The following is a 20,954-nucleotide window of genomic DNA, read 5'->3' on the forward strand; positions in this document are numbered from 1 at the left end:
GGGAAAAGCTTGTGGTGGGGGAGCGGTCTTCCCCCGCGATAGGTCTTGAACGACCCGAAGCAGTCTAGTCGAGCGCGGCAGGTGTATCGACGTCGCGCAACACCCCACCGTCGTCCACGTCCAACACCCTTACGCGATCACGGTGCCGTTGCAGCACCGAGCGCGCCCCTTCATCACCGCACAGCGCGGCCAGCTCAGGCCAATAATCGCGGCCGAACAGCACCGGATGGCCGTTCTGGCCCTGGTAGCGCGGCACCACTATGGCTGCCGGATCCGCCGCCTCGACCAGGCGACGGTAGGTTTGCGGCAAGATCCAGGGCATGTCCCCCAGCACGATGGCCACCGCCTGAGCATCGCAGTCACTCAACGAAGCAGCACCGGCCGCCAGGCTGTGCCCCATGCCCAACCCCGCATCGGGGCTAGGGACGATGCAACAAGCGCCAGGCAACCCCAGCATGTCGGCACGCTCTCCTTCGCGCAGTACCACCCGCACCTCATCGAACACCGCCAGGGCCCGCTCGACGCTGTGCTGCAACAAGCTGCGTCCATCAGCGAGCACGGCGCGGCGCTTGTCGGCGCCAAAGCGCGAGCCCTGCCCCGCCGCCAGTACCAGCGCGACGACCGTCACAGGGCCTCGCGGCCAATGCCGCTGCGGGTACGCAGGATATCGGCGAGCACCGCCAGGGCGATTTCCGCCGGGGTCTTGCTGCCCAGGTTGAGGCCGATGGGTGCGTGGATACGGGCCATCTCGGCATCGCCGAGCCCGCCGATGCGGCGCAGGCGTTCACGGCGTTTTTCCGAGGTGGCGCGTGAGCCCATCACGCCTATATAGAAAGCTTCGGTCTGTACGGCTTCGAGCATGGCCAGGTCGTCGATCTTCGGGTCGTGGGTGAGCGCCACCACCGCCGTATCGCGGTGGCAGCCACCGTTGGCGATGAACAGCGAGGGCAGTTCCCGGCGGATTTCTATCCCGTCGAGCACCACGTTGTCCATCACCTCGTCACGCGGATCGCACAGCACGACCTCGAAGCCCAGGCCCTTGCCGAACTCGGCGCAGAAGTGCGCAACGCTCGAATACCCCGCCAGCAGCAGGCGCTGGGCGGCGCCAACGCGAAGGCGCACGCTGGCTTCGCCCTGCTCCACCCGCGGCCCCTGGCTTAGATCGTCGTGCAGTTGCCGCGCACCGCTGCGCAGGTTCACCTCGCGCAACAAGCGGCGCCGGCCCAGCAACGCCGACTCCAGTTGCGCCAGGTGAGCCTGGGTGTCGCAATCGCCCGGCAGGTGCTCGACCAGCACATCGAGGATGCCGCCACAGGGCAGGCGGATGTTCGAGCGCGTGTCGCTGCCGTCGCCATAGCGCACCACGCTGACGGCATCGACGAACTCGCCGGCGGCAACGCGTTCGAGGAAGTCCTCCTCGACGCAACCGCCGGACAGCGACCCCACCCAGTGCCCGCCCTCGCTCACGGCCAGCAGCGAGCCCGGCGCACGGGGTGCCGAGCCATAGGTGCAGAGCACGGTGCACAGCCATACGCGCAAGCCGTCACGCGACCACTGCGCCGCCTGTTGCACCACCTGCAGGTCGAGATGCTGCACGTCAGTCCGCCTTCAGCTGGGCCAGCTGTTGGGTGCTCAGGTCGCCCGGCAAACCGCCCCAGGCTTCACGCAGGTAGTTGACCATGTCGGTCAGCTGCTGGTCGTCGAGCTTGTCGGCGAAGCCCGGCATCGGCTGCATGCGCTCGAAGCCGGTGAACTGCTGTTCGCGGATACCGTCGACGATGGCCTTGACCAGGTTGCGCGAGTCGGCCTGGCGCAGCACCGTGTTGCCCTGCATGGCCACGGCGATGTGCGGCTTGCCCTCGCCATCGACGCCGTGACAACCGGCGCAGACGTTAAGGTACTGCTGGCGACCGCGCTTGGCGCTTTCGCCCATCGTTTCATGGGCCACCGCCTGTATCACCTTGGCCGCCGGCGGCTGGTCACCCAGCAGGTAGGTGGCCATGGCCGACAGGTCGCTGTCTTCCAGGTGCTGGGTGCTGTGGTGCACCACCGGGTACATCTCGTTGAACATGCTGCCCTGGGCACTCATGCCGTGCTTGAGGAAGGTGGCCAGGTCCGCCTGGTTCCAGCCGCGTTCGGCCAGGTCCTTGGCCAGCAGGCTCGGCGCCAGGTAGCCCAGCAGCAGGCCGCCGGTCAGGCGCTGGTCCTGCTGCAGCGCGCCAATCGGATTGCGCGGGGTATGGCATTCGCCACAGTGGCCGAGCACTTCGACCATGTACTGGCCGCGCTTCCAGGCTTCGCTGTTGCCCTTGCCCTCTTCCAGTTGCACGCTCTTGCCATAGAGCATGTTCCAGCCCATCAGGCCGGTGCGCACGTTGAACGGGAAGCTCAGGCTGGTTTCCGGTGCCGGGCGGTTGATCGGCGCCACGGTCATCAGGTACGCGTGGATGGCGTCCGAGTCCTCACGCTTGACCAGGTGGTACGAGGTGTAGGGCATGGCCGGGTACAGGTTGGCGCCATCCTTGCGCTTGCCCTCGGTCAGGGCGGCGAAGAATTCGTCGGTGCTGTAGTTGCCGATGCCGTACTGCTTGTCCGGGGTGATGTTGGTGCCGTAGATGGTACCGAACGGCGAATGGATCGGCAGGCCGCCGGCATAGGGCGCGCCGCCTTCGGCCGTGTGGCAGGCCATGCAGTCGGCCGCGCGGGCGAGGTATTCGCCGCGCTTGACCAGTTGCTCATCCGCCGCCTGCGCGCCGCACGCCAGCACCAGGCCGACAGCCAGGGCCAGGCCATTGAAAACACGGATCATGCTCAGCCCTCCTTGACCAGGCCGAGGTCGCCCAGCACATCGCGGGTGGCCTCGTAGTAGCGCACGTAGCCGGTGCAGCGGCACACATGGTGGCCGAGGCTGGCTTCGATGGCGTCTTCCAGCTCGCTCTTTTTCAGCGGCTTGCGCTGGGCCTTCTCCACCAGCACGGTGGCGGCGTTGACGAAGCCCGGGGCGCAGTAGCTGCACTGGAAGGCGAAGCGGTCGACGAACTTCTGCTGGATCGGGTTCAGCTCGGTGAGGTTGCCGGCCTCGTCACGCTTGGCGTGGCCTTCGATGGTGCGCACCTTCTTGCCCTCGAAGTAATGCGCGCCGGTGATGCAGGTGCGCACTTCCTCGCTGGTGCCGTCGGGGTTGTCGACGATCACCACGCAGGCATGGCAGATGCCCTGGCCGCAGCCCAGGCGCGAGCCTGTGAGGTTCTGGTATTCGTGCAGGTAGTCGAGCATCGCCAGGTCATCGGGGACCACTTCGGTGACGACAGGTTGACCGTTGAGGGTCAGTTGCAGCTTGCGGTCAGCCATTGAGGGCCTCCTTGACGCGGGCGGGGGTGATGGGCAGGTCGCGGACACGCTTGCCGATGGCATGGGCCACGGCGTTGCCGATGGCGCCGACCACCGGAATCATCACCACTTCGGCGATGCCCTTGGACGGGTCGGTGGGCGACAACGGCGGCAAAATCTCCGAGGTCTGCTTCCAGACCGCCACATGCTTGGCCATCGGCAGGCGGTAGCGGTTGAAGTTCCAGTCGCCCTCACCCGGGCCACCCTCGTACAACGGCATTTCTTCCAGCAAGGCGTGGCCGATGCCCATGGCGATGCCGCCTTCGAGCTGGCCCTTGACCAGCTCGGGCACCAGCACCCGGCCGCACTCGACCCAGCTGTGGTGGTTGAGCACGCTCACTTCGCCACTGCCCTTGTTCACCTTCACTTCGACGATGGTCGCCACCGGGCTGTAGTAGGTGACCATGGCGTTGTTCAGCTGGGTGGCCGGGTACACGGCGTTCTGCCGGTCGAGCAGGTGGAAGCCGGCGCTGTTCATCTGCGCCTTCTTGGCGTTCACCGCGCCGTCGCCGTACTTGACCGCCAGGGCATCGAGCGGCAGGCGCTCGCGCACGCCGTCGATGACGAAGTCGGCCTCGGCCCAGCTCCAACGGTTGAAGCCGTGCACGCTAACACCGGTGACCAGGCCCATTTCATGGGCCTTCTTGGCCAGCGTGGCGAACGGAATCGGTGCCAGGCCGTTGCCGGTCAGCTCACCGTTGACCCACACCGCGTTCTCGCGGCGCACCACCAGGGGGTTGGCCTGGCCGCCATAAGGGCCCTGGCGCCACAGGGCCATGGCCGCCGGCCACAGGCCGTGGTTGAACAGCACGCGGGCTGCTTCGCGGGTGGCGTGGCTGAAGTAGAACGCCGAGTTGGTCGCCGACGACGGCGAAGCCAGCTTGCCGACCCAGCGCGGGTTGCGCAGCGCGGCGTCCTGCTCGGCCTGGCTGATCAAGTAGGGGTTGCCGCTGGTGCTCAGTTGCAGCTCTGGCCATTCGGTCTGGGCGGTCTGCACCTGGTCGGCAACGCGGCCAAGGAAGTCGCTGACCACCAGGGCCTGCGAGGTCGACATGCCGGTGCCCAGCTCGGTACCGATATGGCGCAGGGTGATCTGGCCGTCGGCCGTGAACTCCACCGCCGCCATCGGCGCTTCGGAGCCGGTGCCAAAGTCTTTCTGGGTGATGGCAAAGCCCACGCCATACCAGTTGTCGTGGTCCTTGGCGTCCATGGCTCGCTTGCGCTCATGGCGGTTTTTCCACCACTCATGGGCGCTGGCCTTGTCGAGGATCTCGTGCAGGCGCAGGGCCCCGGCCGGGACCGCACCCTGGGTGTTCTTCATGCCCGACTTGAGCGCGTTCTTGCGCCGCAGCTCGATGGCATCGACACCCAGGCGGTCGGCGATCTCGTCGACCATCATCTCGGTGGCGGCCATGCTCTGCAGGGTGCCGTAGCCGCGCATGGAGCCGGCCTCCACACCACGGGAGTGGTAGGCGGTGACGGACAGGTCGTTCTGCGGCATGTAGTAGATCGACTGCGCCGCGGTGGCACCCACTGCCGCCACCGACGGGCTGTAGTTGATGCGCCCGCCGCCGTCGACGCTCATGTCGGCGCGGAAGATCTTGAAGCTCAGGTCGTTCTTGTCCACCGCCAGTTGGTAGCGGATGTCGAACGGGTGGCGCTTGATGCCGCTCTGGAACTGCTCGTAGCGGTCGTTGGCCAGGCGGATCGGCACGCCCGCGCCGTACAAGGCAGCGACGGCGGCGTAGAACACGAAGATGTTGTTGTCCTTGGAGCCGTAGCCCACGGTGTAGCCGGGGTGCATGTTCAGGTTCTTCAGGCCGAAGCGCGACGGCTTGATCATGTGCACGCATTCCTGCGCCACTTCGAACGGGCACTGGGTGGCCACGACGAAATGCAGGGTGCCGGTGGCCGGGTCGTACCAGCCGTTGCCGTTGTCCGGCTCCAGCGCCGCCGGCTCGATCGACGGGGTCTTGTAGCGCTCGTCGAACAGCAGCCAGTTTTCCGGCGGCTGCTTGAGCTGCTCATCGATGCGCTGGGCGTAGAACATCCCCTGCTCGGTGAGGTTGCCGTGCTGCTTGGGCTCGGCGGTCCACACCGGTTTGCGGGCGAGGATGGTGGGGAACAGCATGGTGTTCTTCAGGCTCGAGTATTCGTCCTCGTCGAACGGCGTGTTGCCGCCCACACGCACGAAGCGGAAGCTGCCGTAAGGGTCGCGCTGGTACAGCGGGGCCTGGGCGCCGTAGCGGATCGCCTGGTCGTTGAACTGCAGCTTGAGCTTGGCCTTGCGGAAGCGTTCGAAGTCGTTCCAGATCAGGATCGCCACCGGGTGGCCGATGAACATCGGCACCTGGCCGGGCGGCAGCAGCGGGTCTGGCGAGTGGGCTTCGGGCCAGGCGATACCGTCCTTCTTCAGGTCGTCGGCGGTGACGATGCGGTCCGGCTGCAGCTCGGCACCCAGCAGCGACAGGTCGTAGCCTGCGTAGATGCGGTCGGCCTTGGTGGCCTTGAGCAGCATGGCGTGGCCCTGCTGCTGCGGCCAGCCGGGCATGTCCTTGGCGCGGATGTCACGGGCGAATACCTTATTGCCGCACACCTTGGACAGCGCGTCGTTACGGAAACGCGCCTTGCCGTCGTGGTTCATCCACTTTTGTGGCGAAGTGGTGACGCGGTCTTCCATCAGGGCGGCGAAGGCCTGGCTGCCAAGCGGCGCCATGGTCACGCCGACACCGGCGATCAGCCCGCCTTGCAGGAACGAACGCCGGGAAATTTCACGGTTGGACATGGTTGATCCTCTGGGCAGTCAGGCGCTGCCCATGCTTTGTTCTGGTGCTTGTGAAGCGCGAAGGGCGCGCACGATCACAAAAATTGACTATCAAGTCAAGATACAACTCTTGTTACATCCACTGGAGTGTAGGAGCCGCCTTGTGCCGCGATGCGATTCAACTGCGAGGCGGACAGTGATGACCATGCAGTTGTGACTGGCGCCTCACATGACTTGAGACATGCACCAAGGCGAGCAGCGGTACCTTCACAGGCATAACTGGCCCGAAACAGATGTGGGAGCTGGCTTGCCAGCGATGCGCCGCGCGGGCGGCGCTCGATCTTGAGAGCGCTGCACCTCTATCGCCATGCACCTGATAGTCCACATGCGATTTCAAGACAGGCCCTTGGGCGCCTCACGGCTCCCCCTGGGTAATCAGAATCGGGTAATGGCCACCAGGTGCCTGCCGGTGTTTTTGTAGCGCCTATGAGATCGAGCGCCGCCCGCGCGGCGCATCGCTGGCAAGCCAGCTCCCACATCTGTTTCGGGCCAGTCTCTGCTGTGGGGTCATCACTGTCCGCCTTGTTGGTACGACGCGGTTTTTCGGTGGAGGCAAATGAGGCAATGTGCCACCAGTCATTACCCTGTCATCTTTCTGTCGTATTTTTCAGCGCTCACCCAGGGCAGGGGAAAACCAGCAGTGATCCGCCGTTCTCTCTCATCCGCAGGGCTGTTGCCGCTGCTGCTGTTGATGCTGTGCGCCGTCACCCTGACCTTCCTCTGGGGGCTGCACATCAACCAGAAGGCCGCCACGCGCCAGGATGCGCTGTCGGCAAAAGCTGCCGAACACCTTAATCTGGCAAGCATCGTCGGCGAAAACCTGCGCCAGCTGGTGGACCGCGCCCAGGCCGTGGGCCGCGTTACCCAGGACGACATGAAGCGCCTGCGCCAGGGCAACCTGAGCCTGGCCCGGCTGCTGGCCGAAGACCCGGTGTTCAAGCGCATGAGCCTGTACGACCGCCATGGCCGACTGCTCTCCTCCAGCCATGCCGACGAGCCCGAGCAACTGCCCGAGGCCTGGCTCGACCAGCTCAAGCGCCATGTCGGGCAGTACGGTTTCAAAGCCTTCCTGCCCCGCGCCCTGCCGGCGGGCAACAGTACCCTGCCCAACTGGCGCCTGCCGTTCCTGCTGCCGCTGACCGACCTGCCGGGCCGCGAGATCGACAACATCCTCGTGGTACAGCTGGACATCGGCTACCTGGCGGTACTGTTCCAGCACATCGACCTGGGCCGCAGCGGCCTGGTGCGCCTGCTGCAGGACGACGGCCAGGAGCGCCTGCGCATCGACAGCAGCGGCGTGGTGGTGGCCGGCCAGACCTTGGTACCCGGGCTGCCGGGCAGCGGCGAAGACGCCGGCCAGCTCACCCAGTACAGCCTCGACGGCGCCTTCCAGAGCCTGTACCGGCGCATGCCCGAGCGCGGTTTCAGCGTGATGGTCAGCCAGCGCCAGGACGAAATCCTCGCCCCCGCCAGCCGCACCACCAATCGCCAGTTCTGGCTGAACCTGAGCATGACCCTGCTGATCCTCACCAGCCTGGCCTGGGGCCTGCGCCTGCTGCACAAACGTCAGGAGGCCTTCGCCGAGCTCGAGTACGCGCAGCAGGTCAACCAGCAACTGATCGGCCGCCTCGAAGACGAGCACCGGCGCAGCAGCCATGCCGCCGCCACCGACCACTTGAGCGGCCTGCACAATCGCCGCCAGTTCGTCGAGGTGGCCGCCCAGGCGCTCACCCGCCAGCGCGGCAAGCGCCGGTTGCTGGCCATCCTGTTCATCGACATGGACCGCTTCAAGTCGATCAACGACTCCCTCGGGCACAAGATCGGCGACCTGCTGCTACAGGCCGTGGCCGGGCGTATCCAGCGCCTGCTGGAGCCGGGCGACGAGGCCTCGCGCTTTGGCGGCGACGAGTTCGTGGTGCTGCTGGCCGGCGAGCGCAGCGAGGAGCAGATCGACGGCTGGGTGCGTGCCCTGGTGGAGAAACTCTCGGCCACCTACGCCCTCGACGGCCAGGAGGTCAACACCAGCCCCAGCGTGGGCGTGAGCATCTGCCCCCGCGACGGCCAGGACATCGACGCGCTGATCCGCTGCGCCGACGCCGCCATGTACTCGGCCAAGCAGGCCGGGCGTGCCCAGTACCGCTTCTTCGACCCGTCGCTGAACCTCTCCGACATCCAGGCGTTCACCCTCGAGCAGGCTTTTGGCAGCGCCCTGAGCGAACGTCAGTTCGTCCTGCACTTTCAGCCGCAGATCCGCCTCGACACCTTGCAGGTGCTGGGCTACGAAGCGCTGGTGCGCTGGGACCATCCGCAGTTCGGCCTGCTCTACCCCGACCGTTTCATCGGCCTGGCCGAGCGCAGCGGGTTCATCGTCGAACTGGGCTGGGAGGTCCTGCGCCTGGCCTGCGAGGAGCTGGCACGCTGGGCTGCCCGCGATCAGACCGCGCACTTGGCGGTCAATGTGTCGGCGCTGCAACTGCGCCAGGGCGACTTCAGCGCTCGGCTGTTGGCCGAGCTCGATTACTACGGCATCGCCCCCCAGCGCCTGGAGCTGGAGATCACCGAAACCACCGTGCTCGAACCCCAGGGCACTGCGGTGGAGCACCTGCACCGCCTGCGCGCCGCCGGCATCGGTATCAGCCTGGACGACTTCGGCCGCGGCTATGCAGGGTTTGCCCATCTGCAGGCACTGCCGCTGTCCAGGCTGAAGATCGACCGCTCGCTGATCGCGCCGCTGTGCAACAGCTACGACGACAGCCCGATCGTGTCTTCGACCATCATCCTGGCCAAGCGCCTGGGCCTGGAAGTGGTGGCCGAGGGCGTCGAGACCCGCGAGCAGGTGGTGTGCCTGAAGCTCGCCGGCTGCGACATCGCCCAGGGCTACCATTTCAGCCGGCCGCTGTCGCCGGCCCAGTTGCACGAATACCCCCCCTTCATCGGCAACGAGGACAAGGCATGCGTGTACTGAAATCCCTCGGCGCCCTGGCGCTGGCGCAGTTGCTGGCAGGCCCCGCGCTGGCCAACTGCACGCCCCACAGCCTGCGCCTGGCGGTGATCCCGATCAAAAACGTCGAAGCCATGACCCGCGAGCACCAGCCGCTGGTCGAGCGCCTGAGCAAGGCCGCCGGCGTGCCGGTGGAGCTGGTGATCAGCGCCTCCTATGAAAGCGTGGTGGATGCCATCGTGTCCGGCGGCGCCGACATCGCCCGGCTGGGCCCGGCGTCCTATATCCTCGCCCGCCAGCGTGACCGGCGCATCGAGCCGTTCGCCACCTACACCCTCGCCGCTGGCACCTACACCCCGGCGGGCAACCATTACCAGGCGCTGCTGCTGACCCGCGCCGACGGCCCGACCAGCCTCAACGCCGTGCGCGGCACGCGGGTTGCGCTGAGTGACCCGGCCAGCACTTCGGGCAGCCTGGTGCCCAGCGTCGAGTTCGCCGCCCTGGTCAGCACCCCGCTGCCGCGTTACTTCGCGGCGCTGGTGTACGCCGGCAACCATGACAAGGCACTCGATGCGCTGCTCGAAGGGCGGGTCGATGCCGCCTTTGTCGCCAGCGAGCGGGCCGACGCCTACCTGGCCAGCCACGCTGTCGACCCGGCAAAGCTGCGCGTGCTGTGGCGCTCGGCGCCAATCCGCTACGACCCCTACGTGTTCAGCGCCAACCTGTGCCCGGCGCTGAAGCAACGCCTGCGCCGGGCGATGCTCGATGACCCCAAGGCACTGGCCGGGTTCGTGGCGTCCCAGGACGCCACCGGGCTGGTGCCGGTGGGGCACAAGGATTACGCGGGGCTTGAGCGAATGATGGCGCCGACATTGCATCCTTGATGCCTTTGCGATGCATTGGGGAGCGTTACGCGGGGGTATCGGGAGCCCCTTTCCCCAATCACCTCGGTATCGTGCGCGCCATCGTCTAGCACTTGCGATGGAGCCCTCAATGAAACTGTTCGAACCTCTCAAACTCGGCCCTCTGACCCTGCCCAACCGGGTCTTCATGGCCCCTCTCACCCGCCTGCGCAGCCTGGAGCCGGGCGACGTGCCGACCGCGATGATGGCCGAGTACTACGGCCAGCGTGCCAGCGCTGGGCTGATCATCAGCGAAGCCACGCAGATCTCGTTCCAGGCCAAGGGCTATTCCGGTTCGCCCGGCATCCACACCGCCGAGCAGATCGCCGGCTGGCGCCAGGTCAACCAGGCCATCCACCAACGCGGCGGGCACAGCGCGGTGCAGGTGTGGCACACCGGGCGCGTCTCGCACACCTCGCTGCAGCCGGGTGGCGCAGCACCGGTGGCGCCTTCTGCCTTACCGGCCAATGCGCGCACCACGCTGCGCGACGAGAACAGCCACCTCATCCGTGTCGACACCTCGACCCCGCGCGCTCTGAGCGAAGCCGAGATCGCCGGCATCGTCGCCGACTTTGGCCAGGCGGCGGCCAACGCCCGCGAAGCCGGCTTCGATTTCATCGAGCTGCATGCGGCCCACGGTTACCTGCTGCACCAGTTCCTGACCCCCAGCGCCAACACCCGCGACGACCGTTACGGCGGCTGCGTGGAAAACCGTGCGCGCATCGTGCTCGAAGCGGTCGATGCCGCGATTGCCCGTTGGAGCGCCGAGCGCGTGGGTATCCGCGTCTTCCCGCTGGGCGGATTCAATGGCATCGACAACGGTGAAGACCAGGAGGCCGCCGGCCTGTACCTGATCGGCGAACTGGCCAAGCGCAACCTGGCCTACCTGCACCTGTCCGAGCCGGACTGGACCGGTGGCAAGCCGCTGCGCGATGAGTTCCGAGAGGCGATTCGCGCTGCCTATCCCGGGGTGATCGTCGCTGCGGGCGCCTACACCGCCGAGAAGGCCGAAGACTTGCTCGCGCGCGGCTTGATCGATGCGGTGGCCTTTGGCCGGGCGTTCATTGCCAACCCGGATCTGGTCGAACGGCTGCAGCAGCAGGCGCCGCTGAACGCGCATCGGGCGCAGTTCGACTATGCCAATGGGGCTGAAGGGTATACGGATTATCCGTTCCTGCGCCAGGCATAGACTGTTCGGGCCTCATCGCGGGGCAAGCCCGCTCCCACGAAGTTTGGGGCAATCCAAACATTGTGGGAGCGGGCTTGCCCCGCGATGCGGCCAACCAGATTTCCAGCTGGACCGCCGGCCTCAGCCTCAGGCCAATGACGCCAGTGCACTGGCTGCCAGAGCATGCGAGCGCTGCCGCGCCAGCGGATCATGGATCCGGCAATCGATCATCAGTTCATCCGCCCCGGTCTGTTCGATCAGCGAGCGCAAGCCTTCCCTCACCCGCTGCGGCCCACCGGCGATGGTGCAGGCCATCACCTGCTCCAGCACGGCCCGCTCATGGCCAGGCAGGCCTTCGACATACCCCTCTTGAGGTTTGGGCAACAGCCCGTAACGGCCCACATGCAGGTCGAGCATCCACTGGCGGTGCGAACTGGCCAGGTAGTCGGCTTCGGCATCGCTGCCGGCAGCGAAGATGTTCACCCCCACCATCACATAGGGCCTGGCCAGTTGCGCCGAGGGTTTGAAATTGGCGCGGTAATGGGCGACGGCCTGCAGCAGGTAGCGCGGCGCGAAATGCGAAGCGAAGGCGTAGGGCAAACCGAGCCTGGCCGCAAGATCGGCGCCGAACAGGCTGGAGCCGAGGATCCAGATCGGCACGTCATGCTGCCCGGGCACGCCGCGCACCGGGCGCTGGCCGTTGTCGGCGAGGTAGTCGCGCAGCTCGCCGATGTCGGTTTCAAAGTCGCGCTCGGGCGCCGCGCCGCGCAAGGCGCGTACGGTCGGGCCGGAGGTACCGGGGGCGCGGCCCAGGCCCAGGTCAATGCGCCCGGGGTGCAAGGTGTCGAGGGTGCCGAACTGCTCGGCCACCACCAGCGGCGCATGGTTGGGCAGCATGATGCCGCCAGCGCCGACGCGGATCTGCCGGGTGGCGTTGGCGACTTCGTTGATCACAAGCGACGTGGCGGCAGAACCGATGCCGGGCATGTCGTGGTGTTCGGCGATCCAGTAGCGGCGGTAGCCGTGCTGTTCGACGTGGCGGGCAAGCTGGCGGGTTTCTTCGATCGCGTCGGCGTAGGTCTTGCCTTCGCCGATCATGACCAGGTCCAGTACGGACAGGGCTGTCATGGGGGGCTCCTGAGGGATTTTGCGTGACAGCAGAGTGTCCGGGGTGGGTGCGGGGAGATAAACCCGGTGGCCGGCCCGGGACTGGGGCCTTGAATTCCCCAAAAGGCAGGGTTTGCTTGAGGGGCCTCATCGCTGGCAAGCCAGCTCCCACAGGGAAACAATGATCCTTGTTGTGGGAGCTGGCTTGCCAGCGATGAGGCCAGTGGCCCAGATCAGGTCTCCCAGGGCACCCCGGGCTGCCAGCTTTCGACCAGCAGATCGATGAAGCCGCGCACCCGTGGCGAAAGATGCCGCTTGCTGGGGTAGACGATGCGGATCGGGTCGGCCGGCGGGCGATAGTCGTGCAGCACTTCGACCAGCGTCCCGGCGCGCAGGTCATCGCCGGTGATGTAAGTCGGCAGGTGAATCAGCCCGAACCCCGCTCGCGCGCCATCGAGCATCGCCTCGGAGCTGTCGATGTTCAGCCGCCCCGGCTCCTCGCACAGGTGCAGCCCGGCGTCGGTGCGAAAACGCCACGGGCTGGACTTTTCACCGGCCAGGAAGGCGATCTTGTCATGCCCGTACAAATCAGCCGGCACCTGCGGCGTGCCGTGGCGCTGCAGGTAGTCGGGCGAGGCACAGGTGACGAACTGCTGCCAGGCCACGGTGCGGGTCAGCAATTGCGAGTCCTCTTTCGGCGCGCCGATGCGCACCGCCACGTCGACGCCCTCCTCGACCAGGTCGACGAAGCGGTCGGTAAAGCGGATATCGGCGCGCAGCTCGGGCCACAGCTTGAGGTAGCGGTCGAGGATCGGCAGCACATGGCGCTGGCCGAACGACAACGGCGCAGTCAGGCGCAAGGTGCCGGTGGGCTGGCCCCGGCGCTGGGCCATGGTCGACTCGACTTCATCGAGGTCGTCGAGGATCTGCCGCCAGCGCTCGAAGGCCACCAGCCCTTCGTCGGTCAGGCTCAGCTTGCGCGTGGTGCGGTTGAGCAGCCGCACCGCCATGCGGGCTTCCAGCCGGGCGATGCTCTTGCCCACTGCCGAACGAGTCAGGCCCAGGCTGGCGGCGGCAGCGGTGAAACTGCCGGCCTTCACGGCGCTGACGAAGGCAGCGATATCGCCGAAGCGGTTGGGTTCCATGCTGTATTCCCGAACAAGACAAGCCAGCTAAATGGGTGCGCAACCGCAGATTGCAAGGCCGCCGCCCTCAGCGCCCGGCCTCGGCGGCATGCCCCAGCGACTGGCTGGCCCAGGCCGCCAGCGGCAAGGGTGGCTGCTGGTCGAGGATGCGCCGCCAGATCAGGCTCAGCTTGGCGCCATCGAACAGCGAGGCCGCACCGCCGCCGATCCAGCCCCGGGGCTGAATCACCTGCCATTGGCCGGCAGCGTCACGCTGGGCCATCTGGAAGCGGAAACTGTAGTTGCCCGGCACGCCCATGCGCAGGTCGGTGACCACCAGCGCGTCGCCGACCACGTCGTAACGCAGCCAGTCGCCAGTGAACCAGCGCAGGCGCTCGTGCAGCGGCACGCTTGTCAGCACCTTGCCGGCCTCGAGGTTGCGCGGCTGGCGCAGCATCTCGGGCGGCTCACGGTCGAACAGGCTACTTACGCCTTCGTAGTAATCGCCATCCGGGGTTTTCGCCAACACCCGCCAGACCAGGCTGTTGAACGCCATCGGCACCGCGCGTACCTCGCTGGCAACGATGCCCTGCTGCGCCAATGCCTGGCTGAAGCGCTGCTCGGCGGCCATGCGCCCGGCCAGGCCAAAGCCCAGGTAAACCGTGCTGAACGCCAACGCCAGGGACAGCACGCCGACCGCCCTGCCCTGCAGGCCCTTGAACGCTGCGTACAGCACCGCCAGCAACAACGGTACGGTGTACACCGGGTCGATGATGAACACCGCTGCCCAGCTTTGCGGCGTGGGCTGCAAGGGCCAGAGCAACTGGGTGCCATACACCGTGAACGCATCGAGGATCGGGTGGGTGATCAGCACCAGCCAGAACGCCAGGAACAATCGCGGCCAGCGGTAGCCCTTGTGCGGCCAGTAGCGCTGCCCCAGCCAGGCGACCGTCCAGGCCATCAACAGCGCAAGCCCGGTAAGGACGAACAGCGAATGGGAAAAGCCGCGGTGGAAGGTCATCTGCGACACCGGGTCGGCGTAGCGGATCAGCACGTCGAGGTCTGGCAAGGTGGCCAGGGCGGCGCCGTAAAACAGTGAACGGCGACCTTGAATACGGCCCAGCACAGCGCCTTGCAGGGCGGCGCCGAGTACGGCTTGCGTCAGTGAATCCAATGCATATCTCCATGAAAAACACGGTGCAGCACTCAGTCTGCGGGTAACAGCTGCAAGCCCAGGTACAGGCTGAGCATGCCTTCCAGGCGCAGCGGATCGACTTCGCCCAGCTCGGCGATGCGCTCCAGCCGGTAGCGCAGGCTGTTGCGGTGAATGCCTAAGGCATCGGCGCAGGCCTGGCTCTGCCCGTCATGGGCGCACCAGGCGCGCAGCGTGGCCAGCAGCTGGCCGCTGGCATCCTTGGCGCGCACGCGCAGCAAGGGTTCGAGCAGCTCGTCCAGGGCATCGTCGTTGCGGTGGCGCCAGAGCAGCGCCGGCAGGCGGTAGCGGGCCAGCGACAGCAGGCGCTCGCCTGGCAGCACTTCGCGCCCGTAGGCCAGCAGGTCGCGCACCCGCCGGTAGCCGCGGCGCAGCTGCTCCAGGCTTTGCGCCGGGCTGCCCAGGGCCAGGCGCTCGACCACCCAGCCATGACGTTGCAGGCGCTCCAGCAAGCGCGGCTCGTCCAGCGCCACGTTGGCCGGGCGGCACCATAGCAGCGATTGGCGGGCGGGGCTTACACACCAGCTGTCGGGATAGCGGCTCATCAGCCAGGCCGACAAGGCTTCGGCCGGGGGGCCGGCCTGCAATTCGAACAGGCAGGGAATGCGTGGCAGGTTGGGTTTGAGCCCGAGCTGCTGGGCCTCATCGACCAGCCGGGGGGATTCGCCGCTGCCGCCGAGCAGCAGGGCCAGCAGGTCGTCGCAACGCTGGCGGCGCCATTGCTGCTCCACCTGCAAATGGCGCTGGGCCAGGAGCATTTCGGCGGTCATGCGCACCAGCTCGGCGTAGGTGCGCAGTTGCTGCGGGTCGCCGGTCAGGCCGAGCACGCCGATCAGCCGGTCATCGAGCATCAGCGGCAGGTTGACCCCGGGCTGCACACCCTTCAGGCACTTCGCCGCTTCTACGTCGAGCTCGACGATCCGCCCGTTGGCCAGTACCAGCTGGGCGCCTTCGTGGCGGGTGTTGATGCGTTCCGGCTCGCCGCTGCCGAGGATCAGCCCCTGGCTGTCCATCACGTTGACGTTGCACGGCAGGATGGCCATCGCCCGGTCGACGATGTCCTGGGCCAGGTCGTGGTCCAGTTCGAACATGTGCAGGTCCTTAGGGTTGCCTGGGGTTGGTCGGCGGCACAGCAGGCTGTGGCTGGGGCTGTGCAAAAGCACAAAGACAGTGGCGCTACACTCCCCGAGACTCGTCAGGGCGAGCGCCGAAACAGGCGACGCGGTGACAACCATAACAAAAGAGAACCCGATCATGGCACACAGCCCCGCCCCTGACCAAGGCAACGACGTCACCCGCAACGCGCTGTACCGGCGCATCACCCTGCGGCTGATTCCGTTCATTTTCATCTGCTACCTGTTCAACTACCTGGACCGCGTCAACGTCGGCTTCGCCAAGCTGCAGATGCTCGACGCGCTCAAATTCAGCGAAACCGTGTACGGCCTTGGCGCCGGTATCTTCTTCATCGGCTACGTGCTATGCGGCCTGCCCAGCAACCTGGCGCTCAACCGCTTCGGCCCGCGGCGCTGGATCGCGCTGATGATGATCGCCTGGGGCAGCCTGAGTACCTGCCTGCTGTTCGTCACCACCCCCACCGAGTTCTATACCTTGCGCCTGCTCACCGGCGCCGCCGAGGCGGGCTTCTTCCCCGGCGTGGTGCTGTACCTTTCGCGCTGGTTCCCGGCGGCGCGCCGCGGCCGGATCATGGCCCTGTTCATGTCGGCGATCCCGGTGTCCGGCCTGCTGGGCGGGCCGTTCTCCGGCTGGATCCTGCAGCACTTCGCGGCAGGCCAGGGTGGCCTGGCCGGTTGGCAGTGGATGTTCCTGATCCAGGGCCTGCCGACCGTGGCACTGGGTGCGCTGGCCATCGTGCTGCTTAGCGATGGCTACCAGAAAGCGCCTTGGCTGAGCCCGGCGCAGCGCCAGCTGATCGAGGCAGACCTGGCGGCCGATGCGGCGAGCAAACCGGCCACCAGCGGTGACGGCGTGCTCGCCGTGCTGACCAACCCGTTGATCTGGACCTTCGGCTTCGTCTACTTCTGCATCCAGAGCGGCGTGTATGCCATCAACTTCTGGCTGCCGTCGATCATCAAGAACATGGGCTTCGACAACCCGCTGCTGATCGGCTGGCTGAGCGCCATTCCGTACCTGCTGGCCGGGGTGTTCATGATTCTGGTGGGCCGCTCGGCAGACCTGCGTAACGAGCGGCGCTGGCATTTGGTCGTGCCGATGCTGATGGGCGCCCTGGGCCTGCTGATCGCGGTCAACTTCGCCGCTCAGCCGACCATCGCCATCCTCGGCCTGTCGATCGCCACCATGGGTGCGCTGACCGGCCTGCCGATGTTCTGGCCGATGCCGACCGCGCTGCTTAGCGCCGGTACCGCCGTGGCGGGGTTGGCGGTGATCAACTCGGTCGGGCAGATGGCGGGCTTCCTCAGCCCGTACCTGGTCGGGTTCATCAAGGACCAGACCGGGTCGACCGATGCGGCGCTGTATGCCCTGGCAGGCTTGATCGTACTGGGTAGCCTGGTGGCGCTGCGGGTTTCGCGCTCGGGTAATCCCGCGTTCGCCCGCGCTCGCTAGCAAACCCGATCGCGGGGCAAGCCCGCTCCCACGCTCCAGGACTCCAGCGTGGGAGCGGGCTTGCCCCGCGATGCTTTCAATGCCGGGCCTGCGCTTTCCACCCTGCCTCATGCAGGGCAGTCAGCAGTGTGTCGCCATCGAGCCCCGGCACCACCGCCCCGCCCTTGCCGACCATCGCCCTTCCTGCCAGCAGCGCATTGACAATCGCCTCCTCCACCGCCTCCGCCGCCGCCATGAACAGCGCCGAGATATGGTCGTTGTTGAGCATGCGCACCTGCGTGCATTGGGCCAGCTCCTTGCGCCCGTAGTCAGCTGGCGGCAGGCCCTGATTACCGGTGGAGAACGCCAGGAAGATATCGCCACTGGAGTCCTCGGTACCGCCACCGGTGCGGGCAATCCCGATCGACGCCCGTTGCGCCAGGCGCTGGCATTGGTGCGGCAGCAACGGCGCATCGGTGGCGATCACCACCACGATCGAGCCCATTCCCGGCGTGCCCTGTTCACGCTCGGCGAAGGGCGACGGCAGGTGCCCAAGCTGGCGCCCCACTGGGTAGCCATCGATGCGCAACTCCTGGCGCTGGCCGTGGTTGGCCTGCACCAACGCCCCGACCGTCCAGCCGCCCTGCTGCGCTGGCAACTGCCGCGAGGCGGTGCCGATACCGCCCTTGAACTCGTGGCAGATCATCCCGGTGCCGCCGCCCACCGGGCCTTCGGTAACCGCGCCGGGTGCGGCGTTGTCCAACGCCTGGCGCACCTGCAACGGAGTCACGTGCTGGCCCCAGATATCGTTGAGCAGCCCGTCGTAGGTTTCCATCACCACCGGCATGCACCAGTACACGGCGTCATCCGCCAAACGCTCACGCTCGGCAGCGATCAGTGCATCGCGCACCACGCCAACGCTGTGGGTGTTGGTAATGGCGATCGGCGTGGTCAAAAGGCCCGCCTCGCGGATCCACTCAAGGCCGGTGGCATCGCCATTGCCGTTAAGCACATGACAGCCGGCAAAGCACGGTTCCAGACGCGCGGCACCGGGGCGCGGCTCGATCACGGTCACCCCGGTGCGGATCGGCGCCGGGCGTTGTTCGTCCAGCAGGGTGCTGTGGCCAACCCGCACGCCCGGCACATCGGTAATGGCATTGAACGGGCCCGGGGTGCCGTGGCCGAGGGTAATGCCCAATTGACGCGCACGCATGTTTACTCCTTGGATGCTCACAATTTCTGGAAGGTCGGGCTGAGCCGGCCGTGGGTGCTGTAGAGGATGACCGACACCGCCAGCAGCCCGAGCAGGATCAGCAGGTCGCGCAGCGAGGCCTGTTGCAGCAGGGTCACCAGCAGCCAGCCGGCGCCGCTCACGGCCAGCAGCGCCGGCAAGGGCCACAGCGGCATGCGGTACGGGTGTTCGCGGTCGCGACGCAGCACCCGGCTGCACAGGGCGCAGGCGGCCACCACCAGGTAGATCAGCAGCAGCAACAGCACGGTGAACGAGGTCAGCTCTTCGAGGCTGCCGGACAGGCTCAGCAGGGCCGAGGGGATGGCCAGGAACAACGTGGCCAGCCACGGCGATTCCCAGCGCGGGTGGATCACGGTGAAGGCGCGGTTGAGGGCCGGTGTCCAGATGGCATCGCGGCCGCTGCTGTACACCACCCGGCCAACCTGGATGACGATGGCGACGATGGCATTGAACACCGACAGGAAGATCCCGGCGCTGACCAGCCGTGCCAGGGTTTGGTTGCCATGGGTGGTCAGCAGGTAGCCGATCGGGTCGCCGCTGGCCAGCATCGCGTCAAGCGACGGCGCACCGATTAGCAGTGCAGCCAGCGGGATGACTTCGATGGCCACCACCACGACCAGCGACCACAGCACCGCCCGGTGCACGGTGCGCCCGCCGTCCTTCATGTCTTCGGCCAGCAGCACCGCGCCGCCGTAGCCGTTGAAGGCGAACAGCGCCATGCCTACCGCGCCCAGCACCAGCGCCCAGGGGGCCGCCACCAGGGCGCCCTGCTCCAGCACCTGCGGCTGCAGCAGGCTGGCCGCCGGTTGGCTGGCATTGCCAAAACCCAGGGCGACGATCACCAGCAACGCGGCCACCTCGCAGATCAGGAAAAGCCCGGTGATCCAGGCATTGAGGCGAATATTGAGAATGCCCAGGGCATAGCTGGCGACCACAATCACCAGGGCCACGCTCTGGGTATCGAAGCCTGTGCCCAGGGCGTTATTGAGGTAGGTGGCGGCGCCGGCCGCCAGCACCGGTGGGATGAACAGCATCGAGGCCAGCACGGTGAGGAAGGTGGCATAGCCCGCCAGCCCGCCGAACACCCGCTTGGCGTACACGTACTCACCGCCGGCGGTGCTGTGGGCGCGACCCAGCTCGGCGTAGCACCAGGCGAACATCAGGGCCAGCAGCGCCGCCATGAGAAAGGACAGGAACGCGCCGCTGCCGGCCTGCTGGATGGCGAACGGGGCGATGACGAACACGGAACTGGCTGGGGTGACTGCCGAAACGGTGATGGCGACCACATCGGGCATACCCAGGCGCTGCTTGAGTGCGCTCGCGTGCACTTCGCTGGAGCTCATGGCGTTTTTCCTCTGATTGTTATTGGTAGTGAGGGCAAAACCGGGGTCGTGCGGCCGCTGGACCTGGCTGGACTGTAGGCGGGTGGGCGGTGGGCGCCAATTACCCTATGGGGGTACGCCCCTTGACTGGATGACAGAAAAATTCCAAGACTGCGTGGCCCTTTTCGCGGGTGAACCCGCTCCCACAAGAGCCCTCGCATGCACAACCTGTTCACCGAAGCCAGCGCCCACGCGGGCCTGGCCCGCACCCTCGAGCAGCTCGGCCAGCCGCGCTTCTGGCGCCAGTTGATGCTGCTGTTGCAGCACTGGGTGCCGTTCGACAATGCCCTGGCGATGTTCTACCCGCGCGCCGGCCTGCCGCGGGCGCTGGAGATCTTCGATGCCCGCGGCGAGGGCAACCCCGAGGCCATGGCCCTGTACCTGAGCGGGCTGTACCAGCTCGACCCCTTCTACCAGGCCTGCCAGGAAGGCATCGGCGCTGGCCTGCACCGCCTGGAAGAAGTGGCGCCGGACCAGTTCCGCCAAAGCGAGTACTACCTCACCTACTTCCACGACCATGTGCTGGAAGACGAAATGCAGTTCATCGTGCAACTGGGCGACAGCGGCGCCCTGTCGCTGTCGCTGGGCAGCCGCCAGCGCTTCGCGGCGGCGCAGCATGGCGTGCTGGTGATGGTCTGCCCGTGGGTGCTGGCGCTGCTCGGCCAGCACTGGCAACAGCAAAGCCAGCGCCCGGCCCCGGCAATGGCCAGCCAGGTGCGCGATGCCATGAGCCTGTTCGGTGCCAAGGTGCTGTCGGAGCGCGAGCTGGAGATTGCTCGGCTGGTGTTGCGGGGGTATTCGTCAAAGGCCATGGCCGAACGGCTGGCGATCTCGCCGGAGACGGTCAAGGTGCATCGGCGGCACCTGTACGCCAAGCTGGATATTTCCTCGCAGTCGGAGTTGTTTTCGTTGTTCCTGCAATCGCTGGGGCATGATCCGCAGGATCCTTGAAGGCCAACGGGTTAAAGTGAAACCAGCCCGGCCAGAAGGCGCACACCCAAGGCAAAAATGCAGCCTAAGCCTGCAGATTTGCCAATTGTGCAAGGCAAATTCGCATGACAGGATCCTGCGACCCGCCCGCGCATTCCA

16 protein-coding genes are annotated in these 20,954 nt (G+C 66.6%); 5 read left to right on the top strand and 11 right to left on the bottom strand.

Annotated features, from left to right (window positions below; translation table 11 throughout):
* Positions 1 to 64: 64 nt before the first annotated feature.
* From ACQ4N9_RS10595 to ACQ4N9_RS10615, 5 genes are read right to left on the bottom strand one after another with little or no spacing between them, the layout of a single operon-like run.
* Positions 65 to 628 carry a nucleotidyltransferase family protein gene (locus ACQ4N9_RS10595; protein WP_390969307.1) on the bottom strand — a complete coding sequence of 188 codons (564 nt, stop codon included), beginning with the start codon at positions 626 to 628 and terminating at the stop codon, positions 65 to 67.
* A complete protein-coding gene (locus tag ACQ4N9_RS10600) occupies positions 625 to 1,596 on the bottom strand; it encodes an XdhC family protein (RefSeq protein ID WP_390969305.1) in 972 nt (323 codons plus the stop codon). The genes ACQ4N9_RS10595 and ACQ4N9_RS10600 overlap by 4 nt, the downstream gene beginning before the upstream one ends.
* A 1-nt stretch (position 1,597) precedes the next feature.
* The gene (locus tag ACQ4N9_RS10605; RefSeq protein ID WP_390969303.1) at positions 1,598 to 2,809 is read right to left on the bottom strand and encodes a c-type cytochrome; all 1,212 of its coding nucleotides are present in this window, start codon (positions 2,807 to 2,809) and stop codon (positions 1,598 to 1,600) included.
* Between the two features lie 2 nt (positions 2,810 to 2,811).
* A complete protein-coding gene (locus ACQ4N9_RS10610) occupies positions 2,812 to 3,351 on the bottom strand; it encodes a (2Fe-2S)-binding protein (protein WP_110992682.1) in 540 nt (179 codons plus the stop codon).
* Positions 3,344 to 6,175, bottom strand: coding sequence for a xanthine dehydrogenase family protein molybdopterin-binding subunit (locus ACQ4N9_RS10615; RefSeq protein ID WP_390969301.1), 2,832 nt, complete (start codon positions 6,173 to 6,175; stop codon positions 3,344 to 3,346). Before ACQ4N9_RS10615 ends, ACQ4N9_RS10610 begins: the two co-directional genes overlap by 8 nt.
* Positions 6,176 to 6,854: 679 nt before the next feature.
* Here ACQ4N9_RS10615 and ACQ4N9_RS10620 point away from each other — a divergent pair.
* The 3 genes from ACQ4N9_RS10620 (at position 6,855) to ACQ4N9_RS10630 (ending at position 11,246) form a co-directional block, all read left to right on the top strand.
* The gene (locus ACQ4N9_RS10620; protein ID WP_390969299.1) at positions 6,855 to 9,179 is read left to right on the top strand and encodes a putative bifunctional diguanylate cyclase/phosphodiesterase; all 2,325 of its coding nucleotides are present in this window, start codon (positions 6,855 to 6,857) and stop codon (positions 9,177 to 9,179) included.
* Complete coding sequence (locus tag ACQ4N9_RS10625) at positions 9,167 to 10,039, top strand: phosphate/phosphite/phosphonate ABC transporter substrate-binding protein (RefSeq protein WP_390969298.1); 873 nt, start codon at positions 9,167 to 9,169, stop codon at positions 10,037 to 10,039. The genes ACQ4N9_RS10620 and ACQ4N9_RS10625 overlap by 13 nt, the downstream gene beginning before the upstream one ends.
* A gap of 109 nt (positions 10,040 to 10,148) precedes the next feature.
* Positions 10,149 to 11,246, top strand: a complete 1,098-nt coding sequence (locus ACQ4N9_RS10630) for an alkene reductase (RefSeq protein WP_390969296.1) — start codon at positions 10,149 to 10,151, stop codon at positions 11,244 to 11,246.
* Between the two features lie 126 nt (positions 11,247 to 11,372).
* On the opposite strand, the gene ACQ4N9_RS10635 is transcribed toward ACQ4N9_RS10630, so the two are convergent.
* From ACQ4N9_RS10635 to ACQ4N9_RS10650, 4 genes are all read right to left on the bottom strand, one after another.
* Complete coding sequence (locus ACQ4N9_RS10635; RefSeq protein WP_390969294.1) at positions 11,373 to 12,353, bottom strand: LLM class flavin-dependent oxidoreductase; 981 nt, start codon at positions 12,351 to 12,353, stop codon at positions 11,373 to 11,375.
* A gap of 212 nt (positions 12,354 to 12,565) precedes the next feature.
* Positions 12,566 to 13,477, bottom strand: a complete 912-nt coding sequence (locus ACQ4N9_RS10640; RefSeq protein ID WP_390969292.1) for a LysR family transcriptional regulator — start codon at positions 13,475 to 13,477, stop codon at positions 12,566 to 12,568.
* A gap of 67 nt (positions 13,478 to 13,544) precedes the next feature.
* A complete protein-coding gene (locus ACQ4N9_RS10645; protein WP_390969290.1) occupies positions 13,545 to 14,630 on the bottom strand; it encodes a metal-dependent hydrolase in 1,086 nt (361 codons plus the stop codon).
* Positions 14,631 to 14,662: 32 nt separating this feature from the next.
* Positions 14,663 to 15,760, bottom strand: a complete 1,098-nt coding sequence (locus ACQ4N9_RS10650) for a sugar diacid recognition domain-containing protein (RefSeq protein ID WP_347149880.1) — start codon at positions 15,758 to 15,760, stop codon at positions 14,663 to 14,665.
* A gap of 163 nt (positions 15,761 to 15,923) precedes the next feature.
* Between ACQ4N9_RS10650 and ACQ4N9_RS10655 the strand changes: the two genes are divergently transcribed.
* Positions 15,924 to 17,252 (top strand): MFS transporter, encoded by a 1,329-nt coding sequence (locus ACQ4N9_RS10655; protein ID WP_390969288.1) that lies wholly within the window; start codon positions 15,924 to 15,926, stop codon positions 17,250 to 17,252.
* Between the two features lie 76 nt (positions 17,253 to 17,328).
* Here ACQ4N9_RS10655 and ACQ4N9_RS10660 read toward each other — a convergent pair whose 3' ends face one another.
* Complete coding sequence (locus tag ACQ4N9_RS10660; RefSeq protein ID WP_390969286.1) at positions 17,329 to 18,444, bottom strand: P1 family peptidase; 1,116 nt, start codon at positions 18,442 to 18,444, stop codon at positions 17,329 to 17,331.
* Between the two features lie 17 nt (positions 18,445 to 18,461).
* Positions 18,462 to 19,826, bottom strand: coding sequence for an APC family permease (locus ACQ4N9_RS10665; RefSeq protein ID WP_390969284.1), 1,365 nt, complete (start codon positions 19,824 to 19,826; stop codon positions 18,462 to 18,464).
* Between the two features lie 198 nt (positions 19,827 to 20,024).
* Between ACQ4N9_RS10665 and ACQ4N9_RS10670 the strand changes: the two genes are divergently transcribed.
* On the top strand, positions 20,025 to 20,816 hold the full coding sequence (locus ACQ4N9_RS10670; protein WP_390969282.1) for a helix-turn-helix transcriptional regulator: 792 nt from the start codon (positions 20,025 to 20,027) through the stop codon (positions 20,814 to 20,816).
* The last annotated feature ends 138 nt before the right edge of the window (positions 20,817 to 20,954 follow it).

This window comes from Pseudomonas sp. ES1 (genome assembly GCF_050586605.1).
In the GTDB taxonomy this organism is placed as follows: domain Bacteria; phylum Pseudomonadota; class Gammaproteobacteria; order Pseudomonadales; family Pseudomonadaceae; genus Aquipseudomonas; species Aquipseudomonas sichuanensis.

Bases quoted from the DNA above. Each gene is read 5' to 3' on its own strand.
- ACQ4N9_RS10605 (WP_390969303.1), bottom strand. From the start codon at position 2,809: ATGATCCGTGTTTTCAATGGCCTGGCCCTGGCTGTCGGCCTGGTGCTG.
- ACQ4N9_RS10610 (WP_110992682.1), bottom strand. From the start codon at position 3,351: ATGGCTGACCGCAAGCTGCAACTGACCCTCAACGGTCAACCTGTCGTC.
- ACQ4N9_RS10615 (WP_390969301.1), bottom strand. From the start codon at position 6,175: ATGTCCAACCGTGAAATTTCCCGGCGTTCGTTCCTGCAAGGCGGGCTG.
- ACQ4N9_RS10625 (WP_390969298.1), top strand. From the start codon at position 9,167: ATGCGTGTACTGAAATCCCTCGGCGCCCTGGCGCTGGCGCAGTTGCTG.
- ACQ4N9_RS10630 (WP_390969296.1), top strand. From the start codon at position 10,149: ATGAAACTGTTCGAACCTCTCAAACTCGGCCCTCTGACCCTGCCCAAC.
- ACQ4N9_RS10635 (WP_390969294.1), bottom strand. From the start codon at position 12,353: ATGACAGCCCTGTCCGTACTGGACCTGGTCATGATCGGCGAAGGCAAG.
- ACQ4N9_RS10640 (WP_390969292.1), bottom strand. From the start codon at position 13,477: ATGGAACCCAACCGCTTCGGCGATATCGCTGCCTTCGTCAGCGCCGTG.
- ACQ4N9_RS10650 (WP_347149880.1), bottom strand. From the start codon at position 15,760: ATGTTCGAACTGGACCACGACCTGGCCCAGGACATCGTCGACCGGGCG.
- ACQ4N9_RS10655 (WP_390969288.1), top strand. From the start codon at position 15,924: ATGGCACACAGCCCCGCCCCTGACCAAGGCAACGACGTCACCCGCAAC.
- ACQ4N9_RS10660 (WP_390969286.1), bottom strand. From the start codon at position 18,444: ATGCGTGCGCGTCAATTGGGCATTACCCTCGGCCACGGCACCCCGGGC.
- ACQ4N9_RS10665 (WP_390969284.1), bottom strand. From the start codon at position 19,826: ATGAGCTCCAGCGAAGTGCACGCGAGCGCACTCAAGCAGCGCCTGGGT.
- ACQ4N9_RS10670 (WP_390969282.1), top strand. From the start codon at position 20,025: ATGCACAACCTGTTCACCGAAGCCAGCGCCCACGCGGGCCTGGCCCGC.